The following is a 23,282-nucleotide window of genomic DNA, read 5'->3' as shown; positions in this document are numbered from 1 at the left end:
TTCATTTCGAGCTGCTTGCTTAGCTGCCTTTGACAGCCTTGCCGTCAACCGTACCGTCGAGGAGCATGATGTTGTACTCCTTGCCGTCGGTCTCGACCTGGCGCAGGGCTACCAGGATGTAGCCCCAGTCCTTGGCGAACCACATTTCGGTGATGCGTTTGTTCTGTGTCGGGTCGCGAACACGTTCGACCTTGATCGCATCGACCGAGCCCGCTTTGGTCTGGACTTTTTCCTGGCCAATCACGCGGAAGTCATAGGTGTCGGTGTCTTCACCTTCGACCACTTGGTAGCTCATGCTTTTTTTGCCGGCGGCTACATCGCGCTGCAGCGCCAGTTGGTAGGTGGACTTGTCCAGCATACCGGTGTTGAGCGGTACCTTGACCGGATCGCCGCGATCAGTGCCGGTGACCATCTTGGTGGTCCAGTCGAAGTCAAGATTGACCTTCTTGGCTTTACCCAGGCCGCCGCGTTCGAAGCGATATGACTGGGGCAGCAAGGCGTCCTTGTCCAGCTTCAGGGTGCTTTCTTCGGTCAGGCTGGCGACCAGCATGGAGGCCTTGAAATTCAAGGTCCAGGAGCCGTTATCATTTTTCGACAGGCTGCGTTCGGCCGAACCGCTCATCGGGAGTTGCTTCCAGTCGGCGGTGTAGCTGGCGGAGAACGGTTGAAGGTCTGCCGCCTGCGCAAGGGGCAGGGCGAGCAGAGCACAAGCGAAGAGCAGGGCGCGACGCATAAAATCTCCTAGTTTCGAATCAAGTGACCGCTGGCCGCGAGTAACTGACCATCCAGTAAAGCACCCTGTTCGCCAAGGCTCAGTCGGCCCTCGGCAAACCAGCGTACGGCCATCGGGTAAATCTGGTGTTCGCGGGCGTGAACCCGTTGCGCCAGACTTTGCGGCGTATCGTGCAACTCTACCGGTATTACTGCCTGTACGACCAGTGGTCCGCCATCGAGTTCCTCGGTGACGAAGTGCACGCTGCAGCCATGTTCGGTGTCGCCGGCTTCCAGCGCTCGCTGATGAGTGTGTAACCCTTTGTATTTGGGTAGCAGCGATGGATGGATATTGAGCAGGCGACCCTGATAGTGACGGACGAAATCAGCGCTGAGAATGCGCATGAATCCTGCCAGCACCACAAGTTTGGGTTGGAAGGCGTCGATCAATTCGATCAAGGCGGCATCGAAAGCCTCGCGACCTTCGAAAGCCTTGTGATCCAGGGTGCGGGTGTCGATGCCCGCGTCCCTGGCGCGCTGAAGGCCGTAGGCATCAGCGCGGTTTGAGATCACCGCGCGAATGCGCACAGGGGTGTCCGCGTTCTGCGCGTCGTCGATCAAGGCCTGCAAGTTACTGCCGGAGCCGGACAACAGCACCACAACATCACAGGTGGCGGACATCTGCTCTTGCATCAATGCGCCTTGAGGTTCTTCAGTTCAACCTGAGCCGCACCTTTGGCAGCGGTAGCGATCTGACCGATGACCCAAGGCTGCTCGCCGGCTTCACGCAGTACGTTCAGGGCGGTTTCAACGTGTTCCTGGGCCACACAGATCACCATGCCGACGCCGCAGTTCAGCACGCGGTGCATTTCGGTTTCGTCGACGTTGCCTTTCTCTTGCAGCCAGTCAAACACGGCCGGACGGGTCCAGCTCGCTACGTCAACCACCGCCTGGGCGCCTTTTGGCAGGACGCGCGGGATGTTGTCGAGCAGGCCGCCACCGGTGATGTGGGCCATGGCCTTGACTGCGCCGGTGTCTTTGATCAGCTTGAGCAGCGGCTTGACGTAGATACGGGTTGGCGCCATCAGCAGGTCGGTCAGCGGCTTGCCGTCGAGCTGGATGTTTTCGATGTCTGCACCCGACACTTCGATGATCTTGCGGATCAGCGAGTAGCCGTTGGAGTGTGGGCCGGAAGACGGCAGGGCGAGCAGGGCATCGCCAGCGGCAACTTTCGAACCGTCGATGATTTCCGACTTCTCGACCACGCCCACGCAGAAGCCGGCCAGATCGTAGTCTTCGCCTTCGTACATGCCAGGCATTTCAGCGGTTTCACCGCCCACCAGCGAGCAGCCGGACAGTTCGCAGCCAGCACCGATGCCGGTGACGACTTGAGCGGCGGTGTCGACGTTCAGTTTGCCGGTGGCGTAGTAGTCGAGGAAGAACAGCGGTTCGGCACCGCAGACCACCAGGTCGTTGACGCACATGGCAACCAGGTCGATGCCGATGCTGTCGTGCTTGTTCAGGTTCAGAGCCAGGCGCAGCTTGGTGCCGACGCCGTCGGTGCCGGATACCAGCACGGGCTGCTTGTAGCCAGCCGGGATTTCGCAGAGGGCGCCGAAACCGCCCAGGCCGCCCATGACTTCCGGGCGCGCAGTGCGCTTGGCGACGCTCTTGATGCGTTCGACCAATGCTTCACCGGCGTCGATGTCTACACCGGCGTCCTTGTAGCTCAGGGAGGGTTGCTTGCTCATGATCCAGGCCTTTAGGGGGGATTCAGGGGTAACGACCGAGTTCGGCGAGTGCGCTGAAATACGTCTGGCACGATTGCCGCGCAAGTATTTCAGAGTACCCAGCCGTTGCCGGTCTACGAAGGCGCGCGATTTTATCAGGCTTGAGGGGCAGCGGCCATCCTCGGGCCGACGGGCAGAGGCATATCGTGTTAAAAAAACCGAAAATGCCCGTGCTGGTGACCTCGCTCGTGGCTGTATAAGGTATAGCCGTTAACCGGCTATCGTTATGACAGAGTGAAAACTTCCATCGATTGCGTGAATGTTTTGCGCAGGCCGGCGGTCACAGCCTTGCTCAAGTCTGTTCATGCGGTCTGTTCCAGCCGCTTTTTGTCGTCGGGAATCCTCCATGCGTTTGTGTAAATTACTGTTTGTGGGCTGTTTGTCGTTGGTCAGCCTGGCGAGTCATGCCCAAACCGTTAACGGTCTCTATCAAGTGCGCGAGCCGGTCAGCAGTCAGACCCCGGAGGAGCGCGATCAGGCCACCCAGCGTGCGCTGGATACCCTGGTGCTGCGTCTGACCGGTGATGCCAAGGCAACACAGAGCCCCGGGCTGGCGGCGATTCGCAAGGACCCGCAGCAGATCATCAGCCGATATGGCTACGACGCCGGACCGCCGGAAAGCCTGCAAGTCGATTTCGATCCGGTCAGCACCGATCGGGCGCTGCGTCAGGCAGGCCTGGCCTTGTGGGGTGCCAATCGGCCGTCGATTCTCGGCTGGTGGCTGAACGATTCGACCGAAGGCTCAAGCCTGGTGGGCGACGGTCAGGCCAGTGCCGCGCCGCTGCGGCGTGCTGCACAGCATCGGGGGCTGCCGTTGCGCCTGCCGCTGGGTGACCTGAACGAGCAGATCGTCGCCACCGCGCCGCATCTGGAAGGCAATGATCCGGCGCCGCTGCATGGCATCTCTGAACGTTACGGCGCGGACGCTCTGTTGGCGGTGCATGCGCGGGAAGAGGGTGGTCAGTGGCAGGCCAAGTGGCATTTATGGCTGGGTGACCAACGCGAGCAAGGCAGCGTGCAAGGGGCCGACAGTGCGGCCGTGGCCGATGCGGTTCTGCTGGCGGTGAGTCAGCGCCTGGCACCGCGTTTCGTTGCCAGGCCGGGAGCGTCCACCGAGCAGGTGCTTGAGGTGCAAGGCATGAACCTGGAGCGTTACGCGGTGTTGGGGCGCTTGCTGGAACCGTTTGGTGCGCACCTGCAAAGTGTCGATGGCGACCGGATCGTGTATCGCGTCAACGGCAGTGCCGATCAGCTGCGAGCGCAGTTGAGTCTGGCGAAGTTGCAAGAAGTGCCGGCGGGCGTTGCGCCTGCACCGGTTCAGCCTGCGGTCATCGGTGTGGCACCCGCGGTCGCCCCGGCACCCGCGCCCAAAGCGCAGTTGAGTTTCCGTTGGTAGATTTTTCTTTCCTTATATAGAAGCTGGAGTGATTCATGGCCGATACACGGCGTTGGGTGTGGCTTGGTGGGATAGCCCTGCTGTGCGCATTTGTGTACCTGTTGCATCCGATCCTTACACCGTTCCTGGTGGCGCTGTTACTGGCCTATCTGTTCGACCCGCTGGTGGATCGCCTGGAGAAATTTGGCCTGTCGCGAACCTGGGGTGTGGTCGCGGTATTTGCGCTGTTCACCCTGGTCGTCATGACGTTGTTGCTGGTGTTGGTGCCAATGCTGGCCAAACAGCTGTTTCGCTTGTATGAGCTGGCGCCACAAATGCTTGATTGGTTGCAGCACACGGCGATGCCCTGGGCGCAGTCGAAATTAGGGTTGGCGAATGGGTTCTGGAAGTTCGACAAGGTCAAGGCCGCGATCACCGAGCACATGGGGCAGGCCACTGACATCGTCGGGATCGTGCTGAGCCAGGCCACCGCATCGGGTTTGGCATTGATCGGTTGGCTGGCCAATCTGGTGTTGATCCCGGTGGTGAGTTTTTACCTGTTGCGCGACTGGGACCTGATGATGGCGAAGATCCGCAGCCTGTTGCCGCGTGATCGTGAAGAGCGTGTAGTCTCGCTGGCGGGTGAGTGTCACGAGGTGCTCGGCGCATTTGTTCGTGGGCAGTTGCTGGTGATGCTGGCGTTGGGTGTGATCTACGCGGCGGGCCTGATGCTGGTCGGACTGGAGTTGGGGCTGTTGATCGGTCTGATTGCCGGTCTGGCAGCAATCGTGCCGTACATGGGCTTTGTGATCGGGATCGGCGCGGCGTTGATCGCCGGGTTGTTTCAGTTTGGTGGCGATCTGTATCCGATGATCGGGATTGTCGCGGTGTTCATGGTCGGTCAGGCGCTGGAAGGCATGGTGCTGACCCCGTTGTTGGTGGGGGACCGGATTGGCCTGCACCCGGTGGCGGTGATCTTTGCGATTCTGGCGGGCGGAGAACTGTTCGGTTTCACCGGGATCCTGCTGGCGTTGCCAGTGGCGGCGGTGATCATGGTGCTTGTTCGCCATCTGCATGATTTATATAAAGATTCTGGCATGTATAGCGGTGTGGACGATTCGGATTGATCAGCCCTGTCGATCAAGTGCTCAAGGACGCCCGGTGCATTGCCGGGCGAGCCTGTAAAACTCTCCCGGCTGTCACATACGCCGTCAAACAAACCCCGGTGATCCCCGCAAGTTAACGCAAACCTTTGATTTTGCTTATGGTCTGCTGCATTGTGCGGCTGGCGTCACGGGTATAAACTTTGCAAACTTTACACAGAGGCCACTAACGGTTCGTTTGAACTGTTCAGTCAGCATGAAACCGATTCAGCTGCCCCTAGGTGTGCGTCTGCGTGATGACGCTACCTTTATCAACTACTACCCTGGCGCCAATGCCGCTGCACTCGGCTATGTCGAGCGGCTGTGCGAAGCCGACGCCGGGTGGACCGAAAGCCTGATCTATCTCTGGGGCAAGGACGGCGTAGGGCGTACGCACTTGCTGCAAGCCGCGTGCTTGCGCTTCGAGCAGTTGGGGGAGCCGGCGGTGTACCTGCCGTTGGCCGAGTTGCTGGATCGCGGTATCGAAATCCTCGACAACCTTGAACAGTACGAGCTGGTCTGCCTGGATGACTTGCAGGCAGTCGCAGGGCGGGCTGACTGGGAAGAGGCGTTGTTCCATCTGTTCAATCGCCTGCGAGACAGTGGTCGGCGCCTGCTGATCGCTGCGTCAACCTCACCACGCGAGTTGCCGGTAAAACTGGCTGACCTCAAATCCCGCTTGACCCTGGCACTGATTTTTCAGATGCGGCCACTGTCCGATGAAGACAAGTTGCGTGCGCTGCAATTGCGCGCGTCACGTCGCGGCCTGCACCTGACCGACGAAGTCGGGCATTTTATTTTGACGCGCGGTACACGCAGCATGAGCGCGTTGTTCGAGCTCCTTGAACGCCTCGATCAGGCCTCCTTGCAGGCTCAGCGCAAGCTGACGATCCCCTTTCTCAAAGAAACCCTGGGCTGGTAAATCCGCGGCCTGTAGCGCGTTTCGGCATCTTTCAGGCGTCAGGAAACCCGCTTCCGGAAGGGTATTCGCGGCGCGCGCAGATTTAAAATGGGCTTAAGCGCTTAGATGTTAACGAGAAACCGATAAGTCACATTTGGATCGATTGAATTTGCAAATGAGGACGATAGAAGGCATAGTCTCGCCATCTTTAAAACTTCAGCCACGGTCGTGCCCATGCTAAATCGCTTCGCACCCCTCGTGCCTCTCGCACTTGTCACCCTGCTTTTTGGTTGCGCGGTTCATTCCCCGGTCTCGCAACAACAAAACGATCAGCAGATTAAAAATTCAGCGACTGCCCAGTCTTCCGTTATTTATCAGGAAGAACTGGCTACCGAAAAAGAACTGGCCGACTTTGCCAGCAGCAAGCCTTACCAGCTTCCGGTTCTGGCCGACAGCATCCTTGAGCGTGGCCTGTCCCTGGTCGGTACCCGTTACCGCATGGGCGGCACCTCTGAAGCCGGTTTCGATTGCAGCGGTTTCATCGGTTATCTGTTTCGTGAAGAGGCTGGCATGAACCTGCCGCGCTCCACTCGCGAAATGATCAACGTGAATGCCCCATTGGTTTCGCGCAACAACCTGAAGCCTGGCGACTTGCTGTTCTTCGCCACCAATGGTCGTCGCGGTCGCGTCAGTCACGCCGGGATCTACCTGGGTGATGACCAGTTCATCCATTCCAGCAGCCGCCGCAGCGGTGGTGTTCGGGTCGATAATCTGGGCGACAGCTACTGGAGCAAGACCTTCATTGAGGCCAAGCGAGCACTCGCCATGGCACCAACGACAGTCACGGCACGCAAGTAAACGGACTTTTTGTAAGGCTAACTTAAAGTCTTACTTGAAGTTTGGCGCGTAGCCGCTAGAATCCTGATCTATTGTTGACTAACTAACCGCGTAAGCCCTGCTTACGCGGTTTTGTTTTCAGCCTCTCGGCAGAGAAAGCCGCAGCCAGATCAGGATGTTCTGTATATGACGATGTCGGCCCGCCTTGTACTCATCTTCTTCGCAGCGCTGCTCAGCGCCTGCGCCAGCCGCACTCCGCCGCCTGTCAAAGTCGTTCGCGCCCCGGTTTTCGCTCCCGCCCAATCGTTCTCGCCTGCCGCTGAAGACGTGCTGATTCGCGCGCTGGGTCTGGTCGGCACGCCTTATCGTTGGGGTGGCAATACACCGGATTCAGGTTTCGATTGCAGCGGCCTGATCGGTTACGTCTACCGCGATGCAGCGGGTATTTCCCTGCCACGTTCAACTCGCGAGATGATCGGCATGCAGGCGCCGAACGTTGGCCTGGAGGCTCTACAAACCGGTGACCTGATCTTCTTCGCCACCAATGGCGGCTCGCAAGTCAGTCACGCCGGGATCTACGTCGGTGAAGGTCGCTTCGTGCATGCGCCCGCCACGGGTGGTACGGTGAAGCTCGACAGTTTGTCCAAGGCCTATTGGCAGAGAGCCTACCTGAGCGCCAAGCGTGTTATCGAGCCTGAGCATCTGGCGCACAATTTCTAGTTCGCAGAGGTTGTGATGACCGCTCGCACACTCAATCTTGACGATTCCCTTTATAACTACCTGCTCGACGTTTCCCTGCGCGAAACGCCGCTGCAACGCCGCTTGCGTGACGAAACCCAGGCACTGCCCATGGCGCGCTGGCAGGTGGCGCCCGAGCAAGGTCAGTTCCTCGCCTTGCTGGTCAAGCTGACGGGCGCCAGGCGCTTGCTTGAAGTCGGTACCTTCACCGGTTACAGCGCCTTGTGCATGGCGGCCGCCTTGCCGGATGACGGTTCGTTGATCTGCTGTGACATTCCCGGAGACTACAACGCCACTGCGCGCCGTTACTGGCAAGAGGCTGGGCTCGCCGGGCGCATCGATTTGCGTTTGGCCCCCGCGTTGCAAACCCTGGCTCAACTTGAGCAGCAAGGACAGGGCGGTTGCTTCGATCTGATCTTCATCGATGCCGACAAGGCCAACTATCCGGCTTATCTGGAAAGCGCTTTGCGGCTGCTGCGAAGTGGTGGGCTGGCGGTATTCGACAACACGCTGTGGAGTGGACGAGTACTGGAGGAAAACCCTGCGAGCGAAGACACCCGAGCCATCCAGGCGCTTAATCGTGCCTTGAAGGATGACTCGCGTGTCGATCTGTCGTTGTTGCCGTTGGGTGATGGTCTGACCTTGTGCCGCAAGCGCTAGCCCCGGATCGGTGTAAGGTTCAACCCGTCAGCCGCGGGCCTCTTTGAGCAATACCGCGATGCCTGGATGGTAGTTGCCGGCTTCGTTGTGCAATTTGCGATAGGCGTAGGGAAAGTACCAGGCCACTGCGCAGGTGTGTTCCTTTTGCAGATCGTCGACCATGTCCTGGAGTTCTTCCGGCGTAGGGCTGTGCTGGGCTTTTTGTGGGGCGACGAACAGGCAGCCGAGCTTCAGGTCGCTGGCGTAGCTGATTTTTTTCGCATCGCTCACGACATCGAGCAAGGCCTGGGTCAGATTCAGGTTGTTGACTCGCGGCCAGCGTTGCGTGGCTTGAAGGTAGGCGCGTTCTTCTCCACTGGCGATAAACAGGTCGGCGCGGCCATTACGCTCGCCTTCCTCGATCTGCTTTTTTGTCGGAGTCTGTTCAAGGGTGACCATTTCTGCCATCCACGCCGCCGCCGAAAGCAGGCTCAGGTTGGCGCGTTCGTCAAACCAGTAAGGGCTTTCGTTATCGCCGCGTACCGCGTTGTAACGGTCGATGCACTCGAACCAGCGTTCCAGTACCGGGCGCAGGAATTCCAGCTTCGGGTTACTGATGATCATGCCTTGCATGTTGCCCCCTCTTTGTTCTTGTAATGTAAGGTTGTGGCTCTTTGATATCACTGCTTTCAGTGTGGCACAAGATTGGCGCCAGTTTATTGATCGGGATCGGTTTCTATCCATTGATGAGCCCCCGGCTTTAATTGACGCTCCACCCCCAACCCTCTAACCTTCGCGACTTGTTTCAGGTGCTCTGTGACCCTGTGGTCGACCGAGTGAAACAGGGAAGCCGGTGAGGGCGCGTTCTTTGACAGAGCGGGCGACGATCCCGGCGCTGCCCCCGCAACGGTAAATGAGTAAAAGCTGCGCTTTGAGCCACTGTGTCGAAGGTCGATATGGGAAGGCGCGCAGTCAGGCGTCAGCCGCTCATGAGCCCGGAGACCGGCCTGATCCATCCAGCGGCATCACGGTGGGCGATGCCAGGCTTCTTGCCGTCTATTTCTATGCCTGCCCGCCGTTATCCAGCCTCAACGGAGAGCTCCCCCATGACTGATTCCCCCGATCGTGACGAACGCCATCTGGCACGCATGCTGCGCAAGAAAGCCGTGATCGATGAGCGCATTGCCAACTCGCCGAATGAATGCGGCTTGCTGCTGGTCCTGTCCGGCAACGGCAAGGGCAAAAGCAGTTCTGCGTTCGGCATGCTCGCCCGGGCGATGGGCCACGGCATGCAGTGCGGCGTGGTGCAGTTCATCAAGGGGCGCAGCAGTACCGGCGAGGAGCTGTTCTTCCGCCGGTTCCCGGAACAAGTGCGCTTCCACGTGATGGGCGAAGGTTTCACCTGGGAAACCCAGGATCGCCAGCGCGATATCGCCGCCGCCGAGGCCGCATGGGACGTCTCCCGCGAATTGCTGCGTGACCCGGCCATTGGTCTGGTGGTGCTCGATGAACTGAATATCGCCCTCAAGCACGGTTATCTGGACCTTGATCAGGTGCTCAGCGACTTGCAGGCGCGTCCGCCGATGCAGCACGTGGTAGTCACCGGTCGTGGTGCCAAGCCGGAAATGATCGAACTGGCCGATACCGTTACCGAAATGGGCATGATCAAGCATGCTTTCCAGGCCGGGATCAAAGCGCAGAAAGGCGTTGAGCTGTGAGTGAGCCGCGTTTTTGCCCGGCGGTACTGATTGCCGCGCCGGCTTCCGGTCAGGGCAAGACCACTGTCACCGCGGCGCTGGCCCGTTTGCATCGCAATCAGGGGCGCAAGGTCCGGGTGTTCAAATGCGGCCCGGACTTTCTCGACCCGATGATTCTCGAGCGCGCCAGCGGTGCCCCCGTCTATCAATTGGACATGTGGATGGTCGGCGAGCAGGAAAGTCGCCGGCTGTTGTGGGAAGCCGCCGCTGAGGCTGATCTGATTTTGATCGAAGGCGTGATGGGGTTGTTCGATGGCACGCCGTCCAGCGCCGATCTGGCGCGGCATTTCGGTGTGCCGGTGCTGGGCGTGATCGATGGCACCGCCATGGCTCAGACCTTCGGCGCGCTGGCGTTGGGGCTCGCACGTTATCAGCCGGACTTGCCGTTTGCTGGTGTCTTGGCCAACCGCGTCGGCACCTTGCGTCACGCGCAATTGCTCGAAGGCAGCCTCACTGAAGGCTTGCGCTGGTACGGCGCCTTGTCCCGGGAAACCGGAATCGAATTGCCTAGCCGTCACTTGGGGCTGGTCCAGGCCAGTGAATTGAATGACCTCGATCTGCGCCTCGACGCTGCGGCCGAGGCGTTGGCCAGCAGCTGCGAAGTGACATTGCCGCCTGCCGTCGAGTTCGCTGCGCCTGACGTGATTACCGCCGAGCCATTGTTGGCCGGTGTGCGAATCGCGGTGGCTCGCGATGAAGCGTTTGCCTTCACGTATGGCGCAAGCCTCGACTTGTTGCGGGCGATGGGCGCCGAGTTGCGATTCTTCTCGCCGATCCATGACCGTGAACTGCCTGAAGCGGACAGCCTGTATCTGCCCGGTGGTTATCCGGAATTGCACCACGTGGCGTTGGCTGAAAACCGCACAATGCTCGATGCCATTCGCGCACACCACGCCGCTGGCAGGCCGTTGCTGGCCGAATGTGGCGGCATGTTGTATCTGCTCGACTCACTGACCGATGTCGATGGCACGCGCGCTGAGTTGCTGGGGCTGCTGGCCGGTGATGCAGTGATGCAAAAGCGTCTGGCTGCGTTGGCCCTGCAAGCGGTCGAGTTACCTGAAGGCGCGTTGCGTGGCCACACCTACCATCATTCATTGACCAGCACCGAGCTTGAGCCGATCGCTCGCGGCCTGAGCCCTAATGGCGGGCGCGGTGCCGAGGCGGTTTACCGTGAGGGGCGGATGACGGCGTCTTATGTGCATTTTTATTTCCCGTCCAATCCATCCGCGATCGCCGCGCTGTTTGCGCCAGACCTGAATCTTGTAGAGGCGGGCTCGCCCGCGAAGCGGCCATGACCGACAACGCATTTTCCGAGGCCGAACGCGAAGCGGTGTATCGCGCGATTGCCGAGCGTCGCGACATGCGTCACTTCAGTGGTGGCAGCGTCGAGCCCGAGCTGCTTCGGCGGTTGCTCGAAGCGGCGCATCGGGCGCCAAGTGTCGGTTTGATGCAGCCCTGGCGGTTCATCCGCATCAGCGACCGAGCGTTACGCGGCAGGATCCAGCAACTGGTGGAAGAGGAGCGGGTACGCACCGCCGAGGCGCTGGGCGAACGCTCCGACGACTTCATGAAGCTGAAAGTCGAAGGCATCAACGATTGCGCCGAAGTGCTGGTTGCCGCGCTGATGGATGATCGCGAGCGGCATATCTTTGGCCGTCGGACTTTGCCTGAAATGGACATGGCGTCGTTGTCCTGCGCGATCCAGAATCTTTGGCTGGCGTCCCGTGCCGAAGGTCTGGGCATGGGCTGGGTCTCGTTGTTCGAACCGCAAGCCTTGGCGGATCTGCTCGGACTGCCGCCGGGGGCCAAGCCGCTGGCGGTGTTGTGCCTGGGACCGGTCAAGGAATTTTACCCGGCGCCGATGTTAGTCCTTGAAGGCTGGGCGCAGGCGCGTCCGCTAAGTGAACTGTTGTACGAGAATTTTTGGGGAGTGAGTCAATGAGTGTGGCGTTGCTGAGTGTCGCCGGCGTAGCGCTGGATGCGCTGCTGGGCGAACCCAAGCGCTGGCATCCGCTGGTGGCGTTCGGCCGTTTTGCCGATCGTATCGAGCAACGTTTCAACTCCGCCGGCCGTGGCTGGCGCAGTCACGGCGTTACGGCCTGGGTAATTGCCGTACTGCCGCTGACCCTGTTGATCACTGCATTGTCCTGGCTGCCTTATTTAGGCTGGATCGTCGAGATTCTCGCGTTGTATTGCGCCCTCGGTCTGCGCAGCCTCAGTGAGCATGTCGAGCCGGTGGCTCAGGCCCTGCGCAGCGACGACCTGGATGAAGCACGCAAGCGTGTCGGCTATCTGGTCAGTCGTCAGACCAGTGAGCTGGACTCGACCGAAGTGGCCCGTGCCGCCACCGAATCGGTTCTGGAAAATGGCAGCGACGCGGTATTCGCCGCGCTGTTCTGGTTTGTCGTCGCGGGTGCGCCGGGCGTTGTGCTCTATCGACTGAGCAATACCCTGGACGCCATGTGGGGTTATCGCAACGAGCGCTTTGAACGCTTCGGCTGGGCGGCGGCGAAAATCGACGATGTGCTCAACTATATTCCGGCGCGCCTGGTGGCTTTGACCTACGCACTGCTGGGTAAAACCCGTTTGGCGCTCAAATGCTGGCGCACGCAGGGGCCGACCTGGGACAGCCCGAACGCCGGGCCGGTGATGGCCGCTGGCGCGGGCGCTCTGGGCGTCGAGTTGGGCGGGGCGGCGATCTATCACGGTGAACTGCATCAGCGTCCACAGCTGGGCGAAGGTGTGCCGGCAGACGCCAACTCCATCGATCGCGGCTGGCAGCTGGTTCAGCGTGGGGTATGGCTTTGGTTGCTGATCCTCTGTGTGGGAGCCGAGATTTATGCTTGAGCACGGTGGCCGCTTGCGCAAGGCGGCGTTGCGGTACGGCATCGCCGAAGCCGATTGGCTCGACTTGTCCAGCGGTCTGGCACCTTGGCCGTGGGCAATCCCGGACATCCCGTTACGGGCCTGGGCACGCTTGCCGGAAACCGATGACGGCCTGGAGCAGGCTGCACGCGAGTACTATGGCGCCTCGCAGGTGCTGCCGGTCGCGGGCTCCCAGGCGGCGATCCAGTTGCTGCCACGCCTGCGTCGCGCCGGCAAAGTCGGCGTGCTCTCGCCCTGTTATGCCGAGCATGCCGAAGCCTGGCGTCGCAACGGCTACGTCGTGCGTGAAGTGCTGGAGCAGGAAGTCGACTTTTTCCTCGATAGCCTCGACGTGCTGGTGGTGGTTAACCCGAACAATCCCACCGGTCTGAGCCTGACCCCGGAACGCCTGCTCGACTGGCATGCAAGGCTGGCGCAGCGCGGCGGCTGGCTGGTGGTTGACGAAGCGTTCATGGACAACACCCCGCAGCTGAGTCTGTCGTCTTATGCCGATCAGGTCGGTTTGATCGTCTTGCGTTCGTTCGGCAAGTTTTTCGGCCTGGCCGGGGTGCGATTGGGTTTTGTGCTGGCTGAGCGCAAGTTGCTCAAACTGCTCGCCGAGCAGGTCGGTCCTTGGGCGGTCAGCGGGCCGACCCGGGTATTGGGTCAGGTCTGTTTGCGTGACACCCAAGGTCATGCTCGCCAGCGTCTGCGCAGTGAAGAAGCGAGCCAGCGTCTGGCTGAAGTCCTCGAGCGCCATGGCTTCAAGCCGCACGGTGGTTGTGCGTTGTTTCAATGGCTGGTCACCGATCACGCAGAGCATCTGCACGAATTCATGGCCCGGCGCGGCATCTTGCTGCGCCTGTTCACCCACAACAGCAGCCTGCGGTTCGGCTTGCCGGCCGATGACGCCGATTGGCAGCGCCTCGAGCACGCTTTTGAAGCCTACACCGAGGAAACCTCATGACCACGTTGATGGTGCAGGGCACCACCTCGGACGCCGGCAAAAGTACCCTGGTAACCGCGTTGTGCCGTTGGCTGACGCGCCAGGGTGTTCGCGTGGTGCCGTTCAAGCCGCAGAACATGGCGCTCAACAGTGCGGTAACCGCCGACGGCGGCGAAATCGGCCGCGCTCAAGCCGTGCAGGCCCAAGCGGCCAACCTTGAGCCACACACCGACATGAACCCGGTGCTGCTCAAGCCCAATAGCGATACCGGCGCGCAAGTGATCATTCACGGGCGTGCCGTGACCACCATGAACGCAGTCGCCTACCACGACTACAAAGCCATCGCCATGCAAGCGGTGCTCGCTTCTCACCAACGCTTGAGTGCAGCCTATCCGGTGGTGATGGTCGAAGGCGCCGGTTCACCCGCCGAAATCAATTTGCGCGCTGGCGACATTGCCAACATGGGGTTCGCCGAAGCGGTGGATTGTCCGGTGGTGCTGATCGCCGACATCAATCGCGGCGGGGTATTTGCGCATTTGGTGGGCACACTGGAGTTGCTGTCAGCCACTGAGCAGGCGCGGGTCAAAGGCTTCATCATCAACCGTTTTCGCGGCGATATCGCCTTGCTGCAGCCAGGCCTCGACTGGCTGGAAGAACGCACCGGCAAACCGGTGATCGGCGTGCTGCCGTATGTCATGGATTTGCATCTGGAAGCCGAAGACGGCATCGATCAGCGCCAGGCCGATAAGGCCGAGCAGGTGCTCAACGTGGTGGTGCCGGTGTTACCGCGAATCAGCAACCACACCGACTTCGATCCACTGCGTCTGCATCCGCAGGTCGATCTGCAATTCATCGGGCCAGGTCAGCCGATTCCGCCTGCCGACCTGATCATCCTGCCGGGCTCGAAGAGCGTGCGCAGCGACCTGCACTACTTGCGCGCCAACGGTTGGGACGCTGCCATTACCCGCCATTTGCGGTACGGCGGCAAGTTGCTCGGCATATGTGGTGGCCTGCAAATGCTCGGCGAGCACGTGCACGACCCGCTGGGGTTGGAAGGCGCGGCGGGCTCCAGTACTGGTCTTGGTTTGCTGGCTTTCGAAACCGTGCTCGAAGAAGAGAAGCAGCTGCGCAATGTGCGCGGACATCTGGCGTTGGAAAACGCTGAAGTCAGCGGTTATGAAATTCACGCCGGGGTTACCACCGGTAGTGCTTTGGAGCAGGCGGCGGTGTTGCTGGATGACGGTCGCAACGATGGAGCCCGAAGTGCTGACGGACAGGTGCTCGGCACGTATTTGCACGGCCTGTTCGAGTCCCCGGCGGCATGCAGCGCGCTGTTGCGCTGGGCCGGTTTGCAGGACGTACAGGAAGTCGATTACCACGCCTTGCGCGAGCGCGATATCGAGCGGTTGGCGGATTTGGTGGAAAAGCATCTTGATACGGGCTATTTACGCGAACTTTGTGGGCTCTAAGGGATTTCAATCATGTTGCAACTGATCCTCGGCGGCGCCCGCTCCGGTAAAAGCCGTCTGGCTGAAAAGCTCGCCAGCGAAAGCGCTCTGGCGGTGACGTACATTGCCACCAGCCAGCCGCTGGATGGCGAAATGAATGCCCGCGTGGCCCATCATCGCGAGCGCCGCCCGCCTGAATGGGCGCTGATTGAAGAGCCGCTGGAACTGGCCCGGGTGCTACGCGAAAACGCCAGTGCCGAGCGTTGTTTATTGGTGGATTGCCTGACCTTGTGGCTGACCAATCTGCTGATGCTTGAAGATCCCGAGCGTTTGGCTCATGAGCGTGAAGCCCTGCTGGAGTGTCTGGCATCACTGCCGGGAGAAATTGTTTTTGTCAGCAACGAGACCGGTCTGGGTGTCGTACCGCTGGGCGAATTGACTCGCCGCTATGTCGATGAAGCGGGTTGGTTGCATCAAGCCCTGGCTGAGCGCTGTCAGCGTGTCGTGTTGACCGTCGCCGGCCTGCCCCTGACTTTGAAAGGTACTGCGTTATGACTCATTCCTGGTGGTTGAACCCGTGCAAGCCGATCAATGCGCAAACGCATGAGCAAGCGGCGGCCCGACAGCAGCAACTGACCAAACCGGCGGGCTCCCTCGGGCAGCTGGAGTCAGTGGCGGTGCAACTGGCCGGGTTGCAGGGCCGGGTCAAGCCAAGCCTGAATCAGCTGTGGATTGCGATTTTTGCCGGTGACCACGGCGTGGTCGCCGAAGGTGTTTCGGCGTTCCCGCAGGAAGTCACCGGGCAGATGCTGCACAACTTCGTCAGCGGTGGCGCGGCGATCAGCGTATTGGCGCGGCAGCTTGAGGCGCGGCTGGAAGTGGTCGACCTCGGCACTGTCACGCCTTCGTTGAGTTTGCTGGGCGTGCGTCATCTGCACATCGGTCCAGGCACTGCGAACTTCGTGCACGGTCCGGCGATGACGCAAATCCAGGGCGAGCAAGCTTTACAGGCCGGCCGTGACAGCGTGCTGCGGGCGATTGCTGAAGGCTCCGAGCTGTTTATTGGTGGCGAGATGGGCATCGGCAATACCACCGCCGCCAGCGCTGTGGCCTGTGCATTGCTCGATTGCCCGGTGGCTCATCTGACTGGGCCAGGCACCGGTTTGAGCGCGGCGGGTGTCAGCCATAAAGCCCAGGTGATTGAACGCGCGCTGGCATTGCATGCTGCTCAGCGTGGCAACGTGTTGCAGACATTGTTCAACCTCGGCGGTTTTGAAATCGCTGCGTTGGTCGGCGCTTATCTGGCCTGCGCTCAAGAAGGTTTGGCGGTGCTGGTCGATGGCTTTATTTGCAGCGTGGCAGCATTGGTCGCGGTGCGCCTGAATCCGGCATGCCGCGAGTGGTTGCTGTTTGGTCATCGTGGGGCTGAACCGGGCCATCGGCATGTATTGGAAACACTGAACGCTGAACCTTTGCTGGATCTCGGCCTGCGTCTGGGTGAGGGCAGCGGTGCCGCAGTGGCAGTGCCATTGCTGCGTCTGGCCTGCGACCTGCACGGGCAAATGGCGACCTTCGCTGAAGCGGCTGTGGCCGATCGCCCGGCATGACGTTGCGTCTGGATCTGCTGCGTCACGGTGAAACCGAACTCGGTGGCGGTTTACGCGGCAGCCTGGATGACGCGCTGACCGCCAAAGGTTGGGAGCAGATGCGCGCGGCGGTGATTGATCAAGGCCCATGGGATCGCCTGGTCTGCTCGCCGCTGCAACGTTGCGCACGTTTTGCCGAAGAGTTGGCCGAGCGGTTGGGTTTGCCGGTGGTGCTGGACAAGGATCTGCAAGAGCTGCACTTCGGCGCCTGGGAAGGGCAGAGCGCGGCAGCGTTGATGGAAACCGACGCCGAAGCGTTAGGCAGGTTTTGGGCCGATCCCTACGGGTTCACGCCGCCGGAAGGTGAACCGGTGACTGCGTTTTCCGCGCGGGTGCTGGCGGCCGTCGAGCGCTTGCATCAGGCCTATGCCGGCGAGCGGGTGTTGCTGATCAGTCACGGTGGGGTCATGCGCCTGTTGCTGGCCCGCGCACGCGGATTACCGCGCGAGCAATTGCTCAACGTTGAAGTCGGTCATGGCGCGCTGTTTTCGTTGCGCGTCGAGGCTGATGCCGTGCTCAGGGAAGAGGGGTGAACATGTTGCCGTTCTGGATCGCCTTGCAGTTTCTCAGCAGCTTGCCGATTCGTCTGCCAGGCATGCCGACGCCTCAGGAGCTTGGGCGCTCGTTGCTGTTTTATCCATTGGTGGGGCTGCTGTTTGGCGGGCTGTTGTGGGCGCTGAATGGGCTGTTGCTCGGTACGCCGGCGTTGTTGCATGCGGCGTTGCTGTTGAGTGTCTGGGTGATGCTCAGCGGTGGTTTGCACCTCGACGGTCTGGCTGACAGCGCTGACGCCTGGCTCGGTGGTTTTGGCGATCGCGAGCGCACCTTGAGCATCATGAAGGACCCGCGCAGTGGGCCGATCGCGGTAGTGACGCTGGTGTTGGTGCTGTTGCTCAAGTTCACGGCGTTACTGGCGTTGATTGAACAGCACTCTATGGCCGGGCTGATCCTTGCACCATTGATCGGTCGCGGTGCGTTGCTGGGGGTGTTCCTGAACACGCCGTATGTGCGCGCCGGCGGCCTGGGACAGGCGCTGGCCGATCATCTGCCGCGCAAGACCGGTCAGCAGGTGTTGTTGCTCAGCGTGCTGGCGTGCGTGCTGATCGGCGGCTGGAGCGGTGTTGTTGCACTGGTGCTGGCGGCTCTGATGTTCTTCTGGTTGCGCCAGGTGATGTTGCGGCGTCTGGGCGGGACCACCGGCGATACGGCCGGGGCGTTGCTGGAGTTGCTGGAAACGGCGGTGCTGGTGGGGTTGGCACTGGCCTGAGAGTCACCGTCAACGTGCACGGCCTAACGGCTGTTTGATAATCGAACTTGCTTTAACTTTATCGCGGGTATATACACGCACCATGCTAGCCTCTCAATGTTTATGCACCAACCTGCGTCGCGCCGCCCGTGGCGTCAGCAGGCATTACGACGGCGCCCTCGACGGCTTCGGAATCAACGTTGCGCAGTATTCCTTGCTGTGCAATTTGCAGCGCCTCGATCAACCGAGCATTTCCACCTTGGCGGAAGCCATGGGCCTGGATCGCAGTACGCTGGGGCGTAATCTGCGGGTGCTCGAGGGGGAGGGGTTGGTGATGCTGGTCGAGGGTGAAGACCAGCGCAATCGCATCGTGCAACTGACCGAAACCGGGCGTGAACGCCTGGCGGCGGCCTTGCCGGCCTGGGAAGCGGCGCAGCAGCGGCTGATTGATCGTCTGGGCGCAGAGAAACGCGCAACCCTGCTGGCCTTGCTGGATGAGCTCGCCTGAGGCGGCGGGCCTTTCCAAGCGTAAGCCCGAATTTGAGCGAACTTAAGCGGGTATATACCCGTTACCGGAGAATAAGAATGACATCGATGTGGCGTGCCAGCGGTTGGGTTCTACTTGGAAGCGCACTGATTCTTGCACTGTCGCTTGGCGTGAGGCATGGCTTCGGGCTGTTTTTGCCGCCGATGAGCGCGCAGTTCGGCTGGGGGCGGGAAGTGTTCGCCTTTGCCATCGCCCTGCAGAACCTGATCTGGGGGCTGGCGCAGCCATTCACCGGGGCCTTGGCGGATCGTTTCGGCGCGGCGAAAGTGGTGCTGGTCGGTGGTGTTCTGTACGCCGTGGGTTTGGTGTTCATGGGCTTGTCCGATTCGGCCTTGTCGCTGTCGTTGAGCGCTGGCTTGTTGATCGGTCTTGGTCTGTCCGGCACCTCGTTCTCGGTGATTCTTGGCGTGGTGGGGCGTGCCTTGCCGCCGGAGAAACGCAGCATGGGCATGGGGATCGCCAGTGCTGCCGGTTCCTTCGGCCAGTTCGCCATGTTACCGGGCACGCTGGGGTTGATCGGCTGGCTCGGTTGGTCAACCGCGCTGCTGGTGCTGGGAATGCTGGTGGCATTGATTGTGCCACTGGTCAGCATGCTCAAGGACAAACCGCTGCCTGTGCTCGGTCATGAGCAAACCCTGTCCGAGGCCCTGCGCGAGGCGTGTTCGCACTCGGGCTTCTGGCTGTTGGCGTTCGGCTTTTTTGTCTGTGGTTTCCAGGTGGTGTTTATCGGCGTGCATTTGCCGGCCTATCTGGTCGACCAGCATCTGCCTGCCAGCGTCGGTACCACGGTGCTGGCGTTGATTGGCCTGTTCAATATCTTCGGTACTTACACCGCTGGCTGGCTCGGCGGGCGCATGTCCAAACCGCGTCTGTTGACGGGGCTCTACCTGTTGCGTGCGGTGGTGATCAGTTTGTTCATCTGGGCTCCCGTGACGCAGGCCAGTGCTTATCTGTTCGGTATGGCCATGGGGTTTCTCTGGTTGTCGACAGTGCCTTTGACCAACGGCACGGTAGCGACGCTATTTGGTGTACGAAACCTCTCTATGCTCGGTGGTATCGTTTTCCTCTTTCACCAGTTGGGCTCGTTCCTTGGCGGCTGGCTGGGTGGGGTGGTTTATGACCGAACAGGCAACTATGACTTGATCTGGCAGGTGGCGATTCTCCTCAGTCTGTTGGCGGCAGTCTTGAACTGGCCTGTACGCGAGCGTCCCGTGGCACGCTTGCAAGCTCAGGTGAGTGCGGCATGAACAGGATCGCAGCCTGGTTCGCTGCTGCCAGTGCTGGCGCGCTGTTGTTGGCGCTGGCCTGGTGGGGCTGGCATCGGGGAGGGCTCGCACTGATGCAGCTCGGTATGGGGGCTTGCTGAGTCACGCCCACTAAAAAGCCCCGCCTCTGTGCAAGAGAGCGGGGCTTTTTCAAGTCAGCGGGTGAGCTGTTCAGGCTCGCCGTGAATCAGAAGCGGTAGGTCGCGCCGACACCAAAACCATTGGAGCTGTTTTCATATTTGGCGCTGTAACTGTCGACTGCGTTGGAGTGATTCACTGTGACAGCTTCTTCCTTGAGGTAGGAGTAGGCGACGTCGATGGTCAGATCATCGGTGACGTTGTAGCCAGCGCCAAGGCTGAAGATAGTGCGGTCACCGGTAGGAATGCGTGGTGAACGGTCAGTATTGTTGGTCGGCGATTGGTCAAAGGTCAGGCCGGTACGCAATACCCACTGCTTGTTCAGCTTGTAGGAAGTACCGATGGCGTAGGCCCAGGTATTGTGCCAGTTCTGCTCTTCCGTAATGGTGCCGAACAAGGCTGGGGACAATACACCGCCCTGTGCCGCAGTGACGCCTTCGTTATTGACGGTGATGTTTTTCAGGCGGCTCCAGCGGGTCCAGGTGGAACCCGCATACAGGGTCCACGCATCTGTCAGTTGTTGCGTCACGGAGAAGTCGACCGATTCAGGCGTTTCGATTTTCAGCGAAGCGTCGTATCGATTGCTTTGCAGGAAGGCGGAAGGAGCGTTGGCGCCTGCGGTGATATCGGTATGACCTTCGAGCTTGTAATTCACTTTCGAGTGATAGGTCAGGCCGAGGCGAGTCGTGTCGGTGGCTTGTACCAGAACACCGAAGTTATAGCCCAGAGCGGTATCGTCGCCTTTGATCTTGACGTGGGTATCGCCAAAAAGAGGTACATCCGACTCGAGAGTGCCGCCAATACGGTTAATGGTCGGGCCGAAGCCGATCGATACTCTGTCGTTGAAGGCATAGCTGACGGTAGGTTGGAAGGTCACAACCTTGACTTCGCTCTTGCTGCCGAAGCCGCCGCCCTGGAAGCCACTTTCATAGTTGGTAATCAGACCAAAAGGTGCATAGACACCGAGGCCAAATGCCCAGTGATCATCGATCGGTTTGACGTAATAGCCCATCGGAACGGCTGTGAATGGCACCATGTCGCCCTTGTTGGTACCCGGATGGGCGCCGTGGGCGTCTTTGATATCGCTCGAAGCGTCGATAGCTGCCAGCCCGCCAGTGACTTCCTGGCGCTTGATCCGCGACATGCCGGCAGGGTTGCCAAATACAGTACTTGCATCCTCGGCGGACGAAGAGCGTCCCGCAAAACCAGTCCCCATCCCACTGATGCTTTGTTCGTTGAGGGCAAAGCCACTTGCAAAGATCTGGGTGGATGCCAAGGCAACGGCAAGGCTAAGGGTGGTTTTGAGCATTACTTTTTTCATTATTAGAACTCCTGGTGATCACCGGGGCGAAAATTACCAACATTTTCGTTTCAGCGCTATAGGCTGTATGGCTTGAGATAGAGCGCTTTTGTAGGACAATCAGACCAAAATCGCGTCTATATGCGCGATCTTGCAAATTGCCCGGTTAACAGGCGATCTGATTCAGCGGTGATACACAGGTTTGCCAGGCGCAGGTGAAGTCACGCAGACGACCTTGTGGCTGGAAGGTCTGGCGCCAGATTCGGGCCATGCCCAGCAGGTCATCGGCTTCGGGGAGCGGGGTATTCTGTTCTTCTATTAATAGCCAGGCGATGGCGGTGGCGTAACGCAGGTTGACGGTCAGTTCGAGGTGCGGACCGCTGAGAAATGCATGTTGGCTGGCGAGGCCGCGAACCAGGCTGGCGCGTTCCGGGTCCAGCGCCAGATAGTGATCCCAAAGCGCCTGGTGACGAGGTTCGGCAATCCGGTACAGGCCATGCCCGCGGCGGTCATGCAGGGCGGAACCAAGAGCGGACTGACTGGCTGCAACACCCAGTAGCAGGGATTCGGCAATCGTGCTGTGGCGTCCGAGGTAAATCAGCGTCGGACGGATCACATAACGGCACAGTTCGCTGGCGGCGATACCCATAAAGCCCTCGAAACGTGAAGTGGGCGGCGATTCCTGACGGGTGGGGCTTGGCAGCGGTGGATCGACTCAGGATCGCCGGAAGCGGATCAAGCCGCTTGAGTTGAAGTGTAGTGTCATATTCGTGCCGTAAAGGCCTGTTTTTAAAATATTTCCGGTGCCGAGTTATAACCGTTATATCGCTTGGTACTTAAGCCGATACAGCGTGTGGAGAAATATCAGGCAATAAAAAGCCCTGCTTTTTAAGCAGGGCTTTTGATGTTTTCAGCTTTTCTGGTGTTTCAGGCAACCAGTGCCTGACGGGTACGCTCGATCACTGCCTGCAGCGGCTCGGCGCTGGAGTATTGATCGGGGTACAGGCGTTCGCTGTGACGAGCGATACCGTGTTCATTGACCAGGGTGAAGCTGAAGCAGCCTTTGCGAGCAGCCATGATCAGGCAGTTCATTGGAGCAAAAGCGTTGGTTAGGGTGCGGATGGCATCCTGAGTGTGGATTTGAGTAGACATGGTTATTGGGTGTTCCTACAAATGACACGGATAAGAACCGTGCAACGTTAAAACGTTCCAGTAACGACGATCACCATTGATCGAACGAAGAACCCGACTGGAACAAAGCAGCCAGTTGAAGCGCTATGATTTTTGCGCGCTTGGGCCGGCAGGTAGGTACTTAGGAGGGCAGGCAACACATCAAGGGCAAAGGTTCTGGGCCCGGGGTGAAGATCCTGATCAATTTGCAGGTTGGTTCGGTCAGAGTAAGTGAGCTTCGCAACACCCTTTGCTTTCAATTCAAAGGCAGTGTTGTCGCAAGCATTACCTGGAAACCATCGAGGTGGTCGGTCCCGTGATGTCGGTAGAGGCTTCTCTTTAGGGAAGGTATACCGCAGGAGTTGTTCGACCAGAATTGACTTTCAGCTTGGTACTAACGCCGCGGATAGTAACGGATTGAATTCGAGAAAGGAAGTGTGTTAGGCAAAAAACTTTTACTGATGCTTAAATCGCTCTGCTCTCTGGCGGGGAATTGCCGTGCCTGGAGCATCTGCCGTCGGGGGTAAAACGTCGCGGCAACAGTAAAGCACACAATTGGGTCACCGGGCGTCCAGTGGCATGAGCCATCACCTCGCTTGAAACGCAGGTACAGTGAGGCTCGTTGCGACTGATTGACTGCAAAACGCACGAAAAAAGGGCGGTGATATAACCACCTCGAAGGGACTTGTGCACATTAGTTGCGTGGGCTGTCACCCGGTTGTCATTTCACCTTCAAGCGCAGTGGGTGCCTGTAATGGAAATTTAAGTCAATGAAAAACATCGCTTTTTTTTACTGGTGAAAAAATCGTCAGTTTGACTGC

26 protein-coding genes and 1 riboswitch are annotated in these 23,282 nt (G+C 59.7%); of the genes, 19 read left to right on the top strand and 7 right to left on the bottom strand.

Going from position 1 to position 23,282, the window contains the following annotated elements; genetic code table 11:
* Nucleotides 1-19: 19 nt before the first annotated feature.
* From AO353_RS02690 to purM, 3 genes are read right to left on the bottom strand one after another with little or no spacing between them, the layout of a single operon-like run.
* Nucleotides 20-733, bottom strand: coding sequence for a DUF3108 domain-containing protein (locus AO353_RS02690; RefSeq protein ID WP_054593564.1), 714 nt, complete (start codon nucleotides 731-733; stop codon nucleotides 20-22).
* An 8-nt stretch (nucleotides 734-741) separates the two neighbouring features.
* On the bottom strand, nucleotides 742-1,392 hold the full coding sequence (purN, locus tag AO353_RS02685; protein WP_054598160.1) for a phosphoribosylglycinamide formyltransferase: 651 nt from the start codon (nucleotides 1,390-1,392) through the stop codon (nucleotides 742-744).
* 11 nt (nucleotides 1,393-1,403) lie between these two features.
* The gene (gene purM, locus AO353_RS02680) at nucleotides 1,404-2,462 is read right to left on the bottom strand and encodes a phosphoribosylformylglycinamidine cyclo-ligase (RefSeq protein ID WP_054593563.1); all 1,059 of its coding nucleotides are present in this window, start codon (nucleotides 2,460-2,462) and stop codon (nucleotides 1,404-1,406) included.
* 385 nt (nucleotides 2,463-2,847) lie between these two features.
* Between purM and AO353_RS02675 the strand changes: the two genes are divergently transcribed.
* The 6 genes from AO353_RS02675 to AO353_RS02650 all read left to right on the top strand — a co-directional run bounded on the left by AO353_RS02675 (nucleotide 2,848) and on the right by AO353_RS02650 (nucleotide 8,154).
* Nucleotides 2,848-3,897, top strand: coding sequence for a DUF2066 domain-containing protein (locus tag AO353_RS02675; protein WP_173860021.1), 1,050 nt, complete (start codon nucleotides 2,848-2,850; stop codon nucleotides 3,895-3,897).
* 35 nt (nucleotides 3,898-3,932) lie between these two features.
* On the top strand, nucleotides 3,933-5,003 hold the full coding sequence (locus tag AO353_RS02670) for an AI-2E family transporter (protein ID WP_054593561.1): 1,071 nt from the start codon (nucleotides 3,933-3,935) through the stop codon (nucleotides 5,001-5,003).
* 232 nt (nucleotides 5,004-5,235) lie between these two features.
* Nucleotides 5,236-5,940, top strand: a complete 705-nt coding sequence (gene hda, locus AO353_RS02665) for a DnaA regulatory inactivator Hda (RefSeq protein ID WP_008033543.1) — start codon at nucleotides 5,236-5,238, stop codon at nucleotides 5,938-5,940.
* Nucleotides 5,941-6,153: 213 nt separating this feature from the next.
* Nucleotides 6,154-6,777 carry a C40 family peptidase gene (locus AO353_RS02660; RefSeq protein WP_054593560.1) on the top strand — a complete coding sequence of 208 codons (624 nt, stop codon included), beginning with the start codon at nucleotides 6,154-6,156 and terminating at the stop codon, nucleotides 6,775-6,777.
* Nucleotides 6,778-6,942: 165 nt separating this feature from the next.
* Complete coding sequence (locus tag AO353_RS02655; RefSeq protein WP_054593559.1) at nucleotides 6,943-7,476, top strand: C40 family peptidase; 534 nt, start codon at nucleotides 6,943-6,945, stop codon at nucleotides 7,474-7,476.
* Between the two features lie 15 nt (nucleotides 7,477-7,491).
* Complete coding sequence (locus tag AO353_RS02650) at nucleotides 7,492-8,154, top strand: O-methyltransferase (protein WP_054593558.1); 663 nt, start codon at nucleotides 7,492-7,494, stop codon at nucleotides 8,152-8,154.
* A gap of 27 nt (nucleotides 8,155-8,181) precedes the next feature.
* Here AO353_RS02650 and AO353_RS02645 read toward each other — a convergent pair whose 3' ends face one another.
* The gene (locus AO353_RS02645) at nucleotides 8,182-8,766 is read right to left on the bottom strand and encodes a hypothetical protein (protein ID WP_054593557.1); all 585 of its coding nucleotides are present in this window, start codon (nucleotides 8,764-8,766) and stop codon (nucleotides 8,182-8,184) included.
* 157 nt (nucleotides 8,767-8,923) lie between these two features.
* A riboswitch (cobalamin riboswitch) is annotated at nucleotides 8,924-9,159 on the top strand.
* Nucleotides 9,160-9,239: 80 nt separating this feature from the next.
* Here AO353_RS02645 and cobO point away from each other — a divergent pair.
* The 13 genes from cobO to AO353_RS31850 all read left to right on the top strand — a co-directional run bounded on the left by cobO (nucleotide 9,240) and on the right by AO353_RS31850 (nucleotide 19,954).
* Complete coding sequence (gene cobO, locus AO353_RS02640) at nucleotides 9,240-9,851, top strand: cob(I)yrinic acid a,c-diamide adenosyltransferase (protein WP_054593556.1); 612 nt, start codon at nucleotides 9,240-9,242, stop codon at nucleotides 9,849-9,851.
* Nucleotides 9,848-11,185 carry a cobyrinate a,c-diamide synthase gene (locus AO353_RS02635; protein WP_054593555.1) on the top strand — a complete coding sequence of 446 codons (1,338 nt, stop codon included), beginning with the start codon at nucleotides 9,848-9,850 and terminating at the stop codon, nucleotides 11,183-11,185. Before cobO ends, AO353_RS02635 begins: the two co-directional genes overlap by 4 nt.
* Nucleotides 11,182-11,832, top strand: coding sequence for a 5,6-dimethylbenzimidazole synthase (bluB, locus tag AO353_RS02630; protein ID WP_054593554.1), 651 nt, complete (start codon nucleotides 11,182-11,184; stop codon nucleotides 11,830-11,832). The genes AO353_RS02635 and bluB overlap by 4 nt, the downstream gene beginning before the upstream one ends.
* Nucleotides 11,829-12,737, top strand: a complete 909-nt coding sequence (gene cbiB, locus AO353_RS02625; protein WP_054593553.1) for an adenosylcobinamide-phosphate synthase CbiB — start codon at nucleotides 11,829-11,831, stop codon at nucleotides 12,735-12,737. Before bluB ends, cbiB begins: the two co-directional genes overlap by 4 nt.
* Entirely contained in the window at nucleotides 12,730-13,722 is a 993-nt protein-coding gene (cobD, locus tag AO353_RS02620) for a threonine-phosphate decarboxylase CobD (protein WP_054593552.1), read from the top strand. Before cbiB ends, cobD begins: the two co-directional genes overlap by 8 nt.
* The gene (locus tag AO353_RS02615; RefSeq protein ID WP_054593551.1) at nucleotides 13,719-15,170 is read left to right on the top strand and encodes a cobyric acid synthase; all 1,452 of its coding nucleotides are present in this window, start codon (nucleotides 13,719-13,721) and stop codon (nucleotides 15,168-15,170) included. Before cobD ends, AO353_RS02615 begins: the two co-directional genes overlap by 4 nt.
* 12 nt (nucleotides 15,171-15,182) lie before the next feature.
* Nucleotides 15,183-15,704, top strand: a complete 522-nt coding sequence (gene cobU, locus AO353_RS02610) for a bifunctional adenosylcobinamide kinase/adenosylcobinamide-phosphate guanylyltransferase (protein WP_054593550.1) — start codon at nucleotides 15,183-15,185, stop codon at nucleotides 15,702-15,704.
* Complete coding sequence (gene cobT, locus AO353_RS02605; protein ID WP_054593549.1) at nucleotides 15,701-16,756, top strand: nicotinate-nucleotide--dimethylbenzimidazole phosphoribosyltransferase; 1,056 nt, start codon at nucleotides 15,701-15,703, stop codon at nucleotides 16,754-16,756. Before cobU ends, cobT begins: the two co-directional genes overlap by 4 nt.
* On the top strand, nucleotides 16,753-17,328 hold the full coding sequence (gene cobC / locus AO353_RS02600) for an alpha-ribazole phosphatase family protein (RefSeq protein WP_054593548.1): 576 nt from the start codon (nucleotides 16,753-16,755) through the stop codon (nucleotides 17,326-17,328). Before cobT ends, cobC begins: the two co-directional genes overlap by 4 nt.
* Before the next feature lie 2 nt (nucleotides 17,329-17,330).
* Nucleotides 17,331-18,062: an adenosylcobinamide-GDP ribazoletransferase gene (locus AO353_RS02595; protein ID WP_054593547.1), complete on the top strand. Its 732-nt coding sequence runs from the start codon at nucleotides 17,331-17,333 to the stop codon at nucleotides 18,060-18,062.
* A gap of 82 nt (nucleotides 18,063-18,144) precedes the next feature.
* The gene (locus AO353_RS02590) at nucleotides 18,145-18,549 is read left to right on the top strand and encodes a MarR family winged helix-turn-helix transcriptional regulator (protein ID WP_054593546.1); all 405 of its coding nucleotides are present in this window, start codon (nucleotides 18,145-18,147) and stop codon (nucleotides 18,547-18,549) included.
* 86 nt (nucleotides 18,550-18,635) lie between these two features.
* The gene (locus AO353_RS02585; protein ID WP_162491277.1) at nucleotides 18,636-19,835 is read left to right on the top strand and encodes an MFS transporter; all 1,200 of its coding nucleotides are present in this window, start codon (nucleotides 18,636-18,638) and stop codon (nucleotides 19,833-19,835) included.
* The gene (locus AO353_RS31850; RefSeq protein WP_256583894.1) at nucleotides 19,832-19,954 is read left to right on the top strand and encodes a hypothetical protein; all 123 of its coding nucleotides are present in this window, start codon (nucleotides 19,832-19,834) and stop codon (nucleotides 19,952-19,954) included. The genes AO353_RS02585 and AO353_RS31850 overlap by 4 nt, the downstream gene beginning before the upstream one ends.
* Nucleotides 19,955-20,040: 86 nt before the next feature.
* On the opposite strand, the gene AO353_RS02580 is transcribed toward AO353_RS31850, so the two are convergent.
* From AO353_RS02580 to AO353_RS02570, 3 genes are all read right to left on the bottom strand, one after another.
* A complete protein-coding gene (locus AO353_RS02580) occupies nucleotides 20,041-21,312 on the bottom strand; it encodes an OmpP1/FadL family transporter (RefSeq protein ID WP_054593544.1) in 1,272 nt (423 codons plus the stop codon).
* A 145-nt stretch (nucleotides 21,313-21,457) separates the two neighbouring features.
* On the bottom strand, nucleotides 21,458-21,940 hold the full coding sequence (locus AO353_RS02575; protein ID WP_019693082.1) for a hypothetical protein: 483 nt from the start codon (nucleotides 21,938-21,940) through the stop codon (nucleotides 21,458-21,460).
* A gap of 278 nt (nucleotides 21,941-22,218) precedes the next feature.
* Complete coding sequence (locus AO353_RS02570) at nucleotides 22,219-22,443, bottom strand: hypothetical protein (protein ID WP_007898912.1); 225 nt, start codon at nucleotides 22,441-22,443, stop codon at nucleotides 22,219-22,221.
* Nucleotides 22,444-23,282: the final 839 nt, after the last annotated feature.

It is taken from the genome of Pseudomonas fluorescens (assembly GCF_001307155.1).
GTDB lineage: Bacteria > Pseudomonadota > Gammaproteobacteria > Pseudomonadales > Pseudomonadaceae > Aquipseudomonas > Aquipseudomonas helvetica.
The sequence above is the reverse complement of the archived record's forward strand: the minus strand, read 5'-3'. Positions and strand labels throughout refer to the sequence as shown.

Bases quoted from the DNA above. Each gene is read 5' to 3' on its own strand.
- AO353_RS02690 (WP_054593564.1), bottom strand. From the start codon at position 733: ATGCGTCGCGCCCTGCTCTTCGCTTGTGCTCTGCTCGCCCTGCCCCTT.
- purN (WP_054598160.1), bottom strand. From the start codon at position 1,392: ATGTCCGCCACCTGTGATGTTGTGGTGCTGTTGTCCGGCTCCGGCAGT.
- purM (WP_054593563.1), bottom strand. From the start codon at position 2,462: ATGAGCAAGCAACCCTCCCTGAGCTACAAGGACGCCGGTGTAGACATC.
- AO353_RS02675 (WP_173860021.1), top strand. From the start codon at position 2,848: ATGCGTTTGTGTAAATTACTGTTTGTGGGCTGTTTGTCGTTGGTCAGC.
- AO353_RS02670 (WP_054593561.1), top strand. From the start codon at position 3,933: ATGGCCGATACACGGCGTTGGGTGTGGCTTGGTGGGATAGCCCTGCTG.
- hda (WP_008033543.1), top strand. From the start codon at position 5,236: ATGAAACCGATTCAGCTGCCCCTAGGTGTGCGTCTGCGTGATGACGCT.
- AO353_RS02660 (WP_054593560.1), top strand. From the start codon at position 6,154: ATGCTAAATCGCTTCGCACCCCTCGTGCCTCTCGCACTTGTCACCCTG.
- AO353_RS02655 (WP_054593559.1), top strand. From the start codon at position 6,943: ATGACGATGTCGGCCCGCCTTGTACTCATCTTCTTCGCAGCGCTGCTC.
- AO353_RS02650 (WP_054593558.1), top strand. From the start codon at position 7,492: ATGACCGCTCGCACACTCAATCTTGACGATTCCCTTTATAACTACCTG.
- AO353_RS02645 (WP_054593557.1), bottom strand. From the start codon at position 8,766: ATGCAAGGCATGATCATCAGTAACCCGAAGCTGGAATTCCTGCGCCCG.
- cobO (WP_054593556.1), top strand. From the start codon at position 9,240: ATGACTGATTCCCCCGATCGTGACGAACGCCATCTGGCACGCATGCTG.
- bluB (WP_054593554.1), top strand. From the start codon at position 11,182: ATGACCGACAACGCATTTTCCGAGGCCGAACGCGAAGCGGTGTATCGC.
- cbiB (WP_054593553.1), top strand. From the start codon at position 11,829: ATGAGTGTGGCGTTGCTGAGTGTCGCCGGCGTAGCGCTGGATGCGCTG.
- cobD (WP_054593552.1), top strand. From the start codon at position 12,730: ATGCTTGAGCACGGTGGCCGCTTGCGCAAGGCGGCGTTGCGGTACGGC.
- AO353_RS02615 (WP_054593551.1), top strand. From the start codon at position 13,719: ATGACCACGTTGATGGTGCAGGGCACCACCTCGGACGCCGGCAAAAGT.
- cobU (WP_054593550.1), top strand. From the start codon at position 15,183: ATGTTGCAACTGATCCTCGGCGGCGCCCGCTCCGGTAAAAGCCGTCTG.
- cobT (WP_054593549.1), top strand. From the start codon at position 15,701: ATGACTCATTCCTGGTGGTTGAACCCGTGCAAGCCGATCAATGCGCAA.
- cobC (WP_054593548.1), top strand. From the start codon at position 16,753: ATGACGTTGCGTCTGGATCTGCTGCGTCACGGTGAAACCGAACTCGGT.
- AO353_RS02595 (WP_054593547.1), top strand. From the start codon at position 17,331: ATGTTGCCGTTCTGGATCGCCTTGCAGTTTCTCAGCAGCTTGCCGATT.
- AO353_RS02590 (WP_054593546.1), top strand. From the start codon at position 18,145: ATGCTAGCCTCTCAATGTTTATGCACCAACCTGCGTCGCGCCGCCCGT.
- AO353_RS02585 (WP_162491277.1), top strand. From the start codon at position 18,636: ATGTGGCGTGCCAGCGGTTGGGTTCTACTTGGAAGCGCACTGATTCTT.
- AO353_RS31850 (WP_256583894.1), top strand. From the start codon at position 19,832: ATGAACAGGATCGCAGCCTGGTTCGCTGCTGCCAGTGCTGGCGCGCTG.
- AO353_RS02580 (WP_054593544.1), bottom strand. From the start codon at position 21,312: ATGAAAAAAGTAATGCTCAAAACCACCCTTAGCCTTGCCGTTGCCTTG.
- AO353_RS02575 (WP_019693082.1), bottom strand. From the start codon at position 21,940: ATGGGTATCGCCGCCAGCGAACTGTGCCGTTATGTGATCCGTCCGACG.
- AO353_RS02570 (WP_007898912.1), bottom strand. From the start codon at position 22,443: ATGTCTACTCAAATCCACACTCAGGATGCCATCCGCACCCTAACCAAC.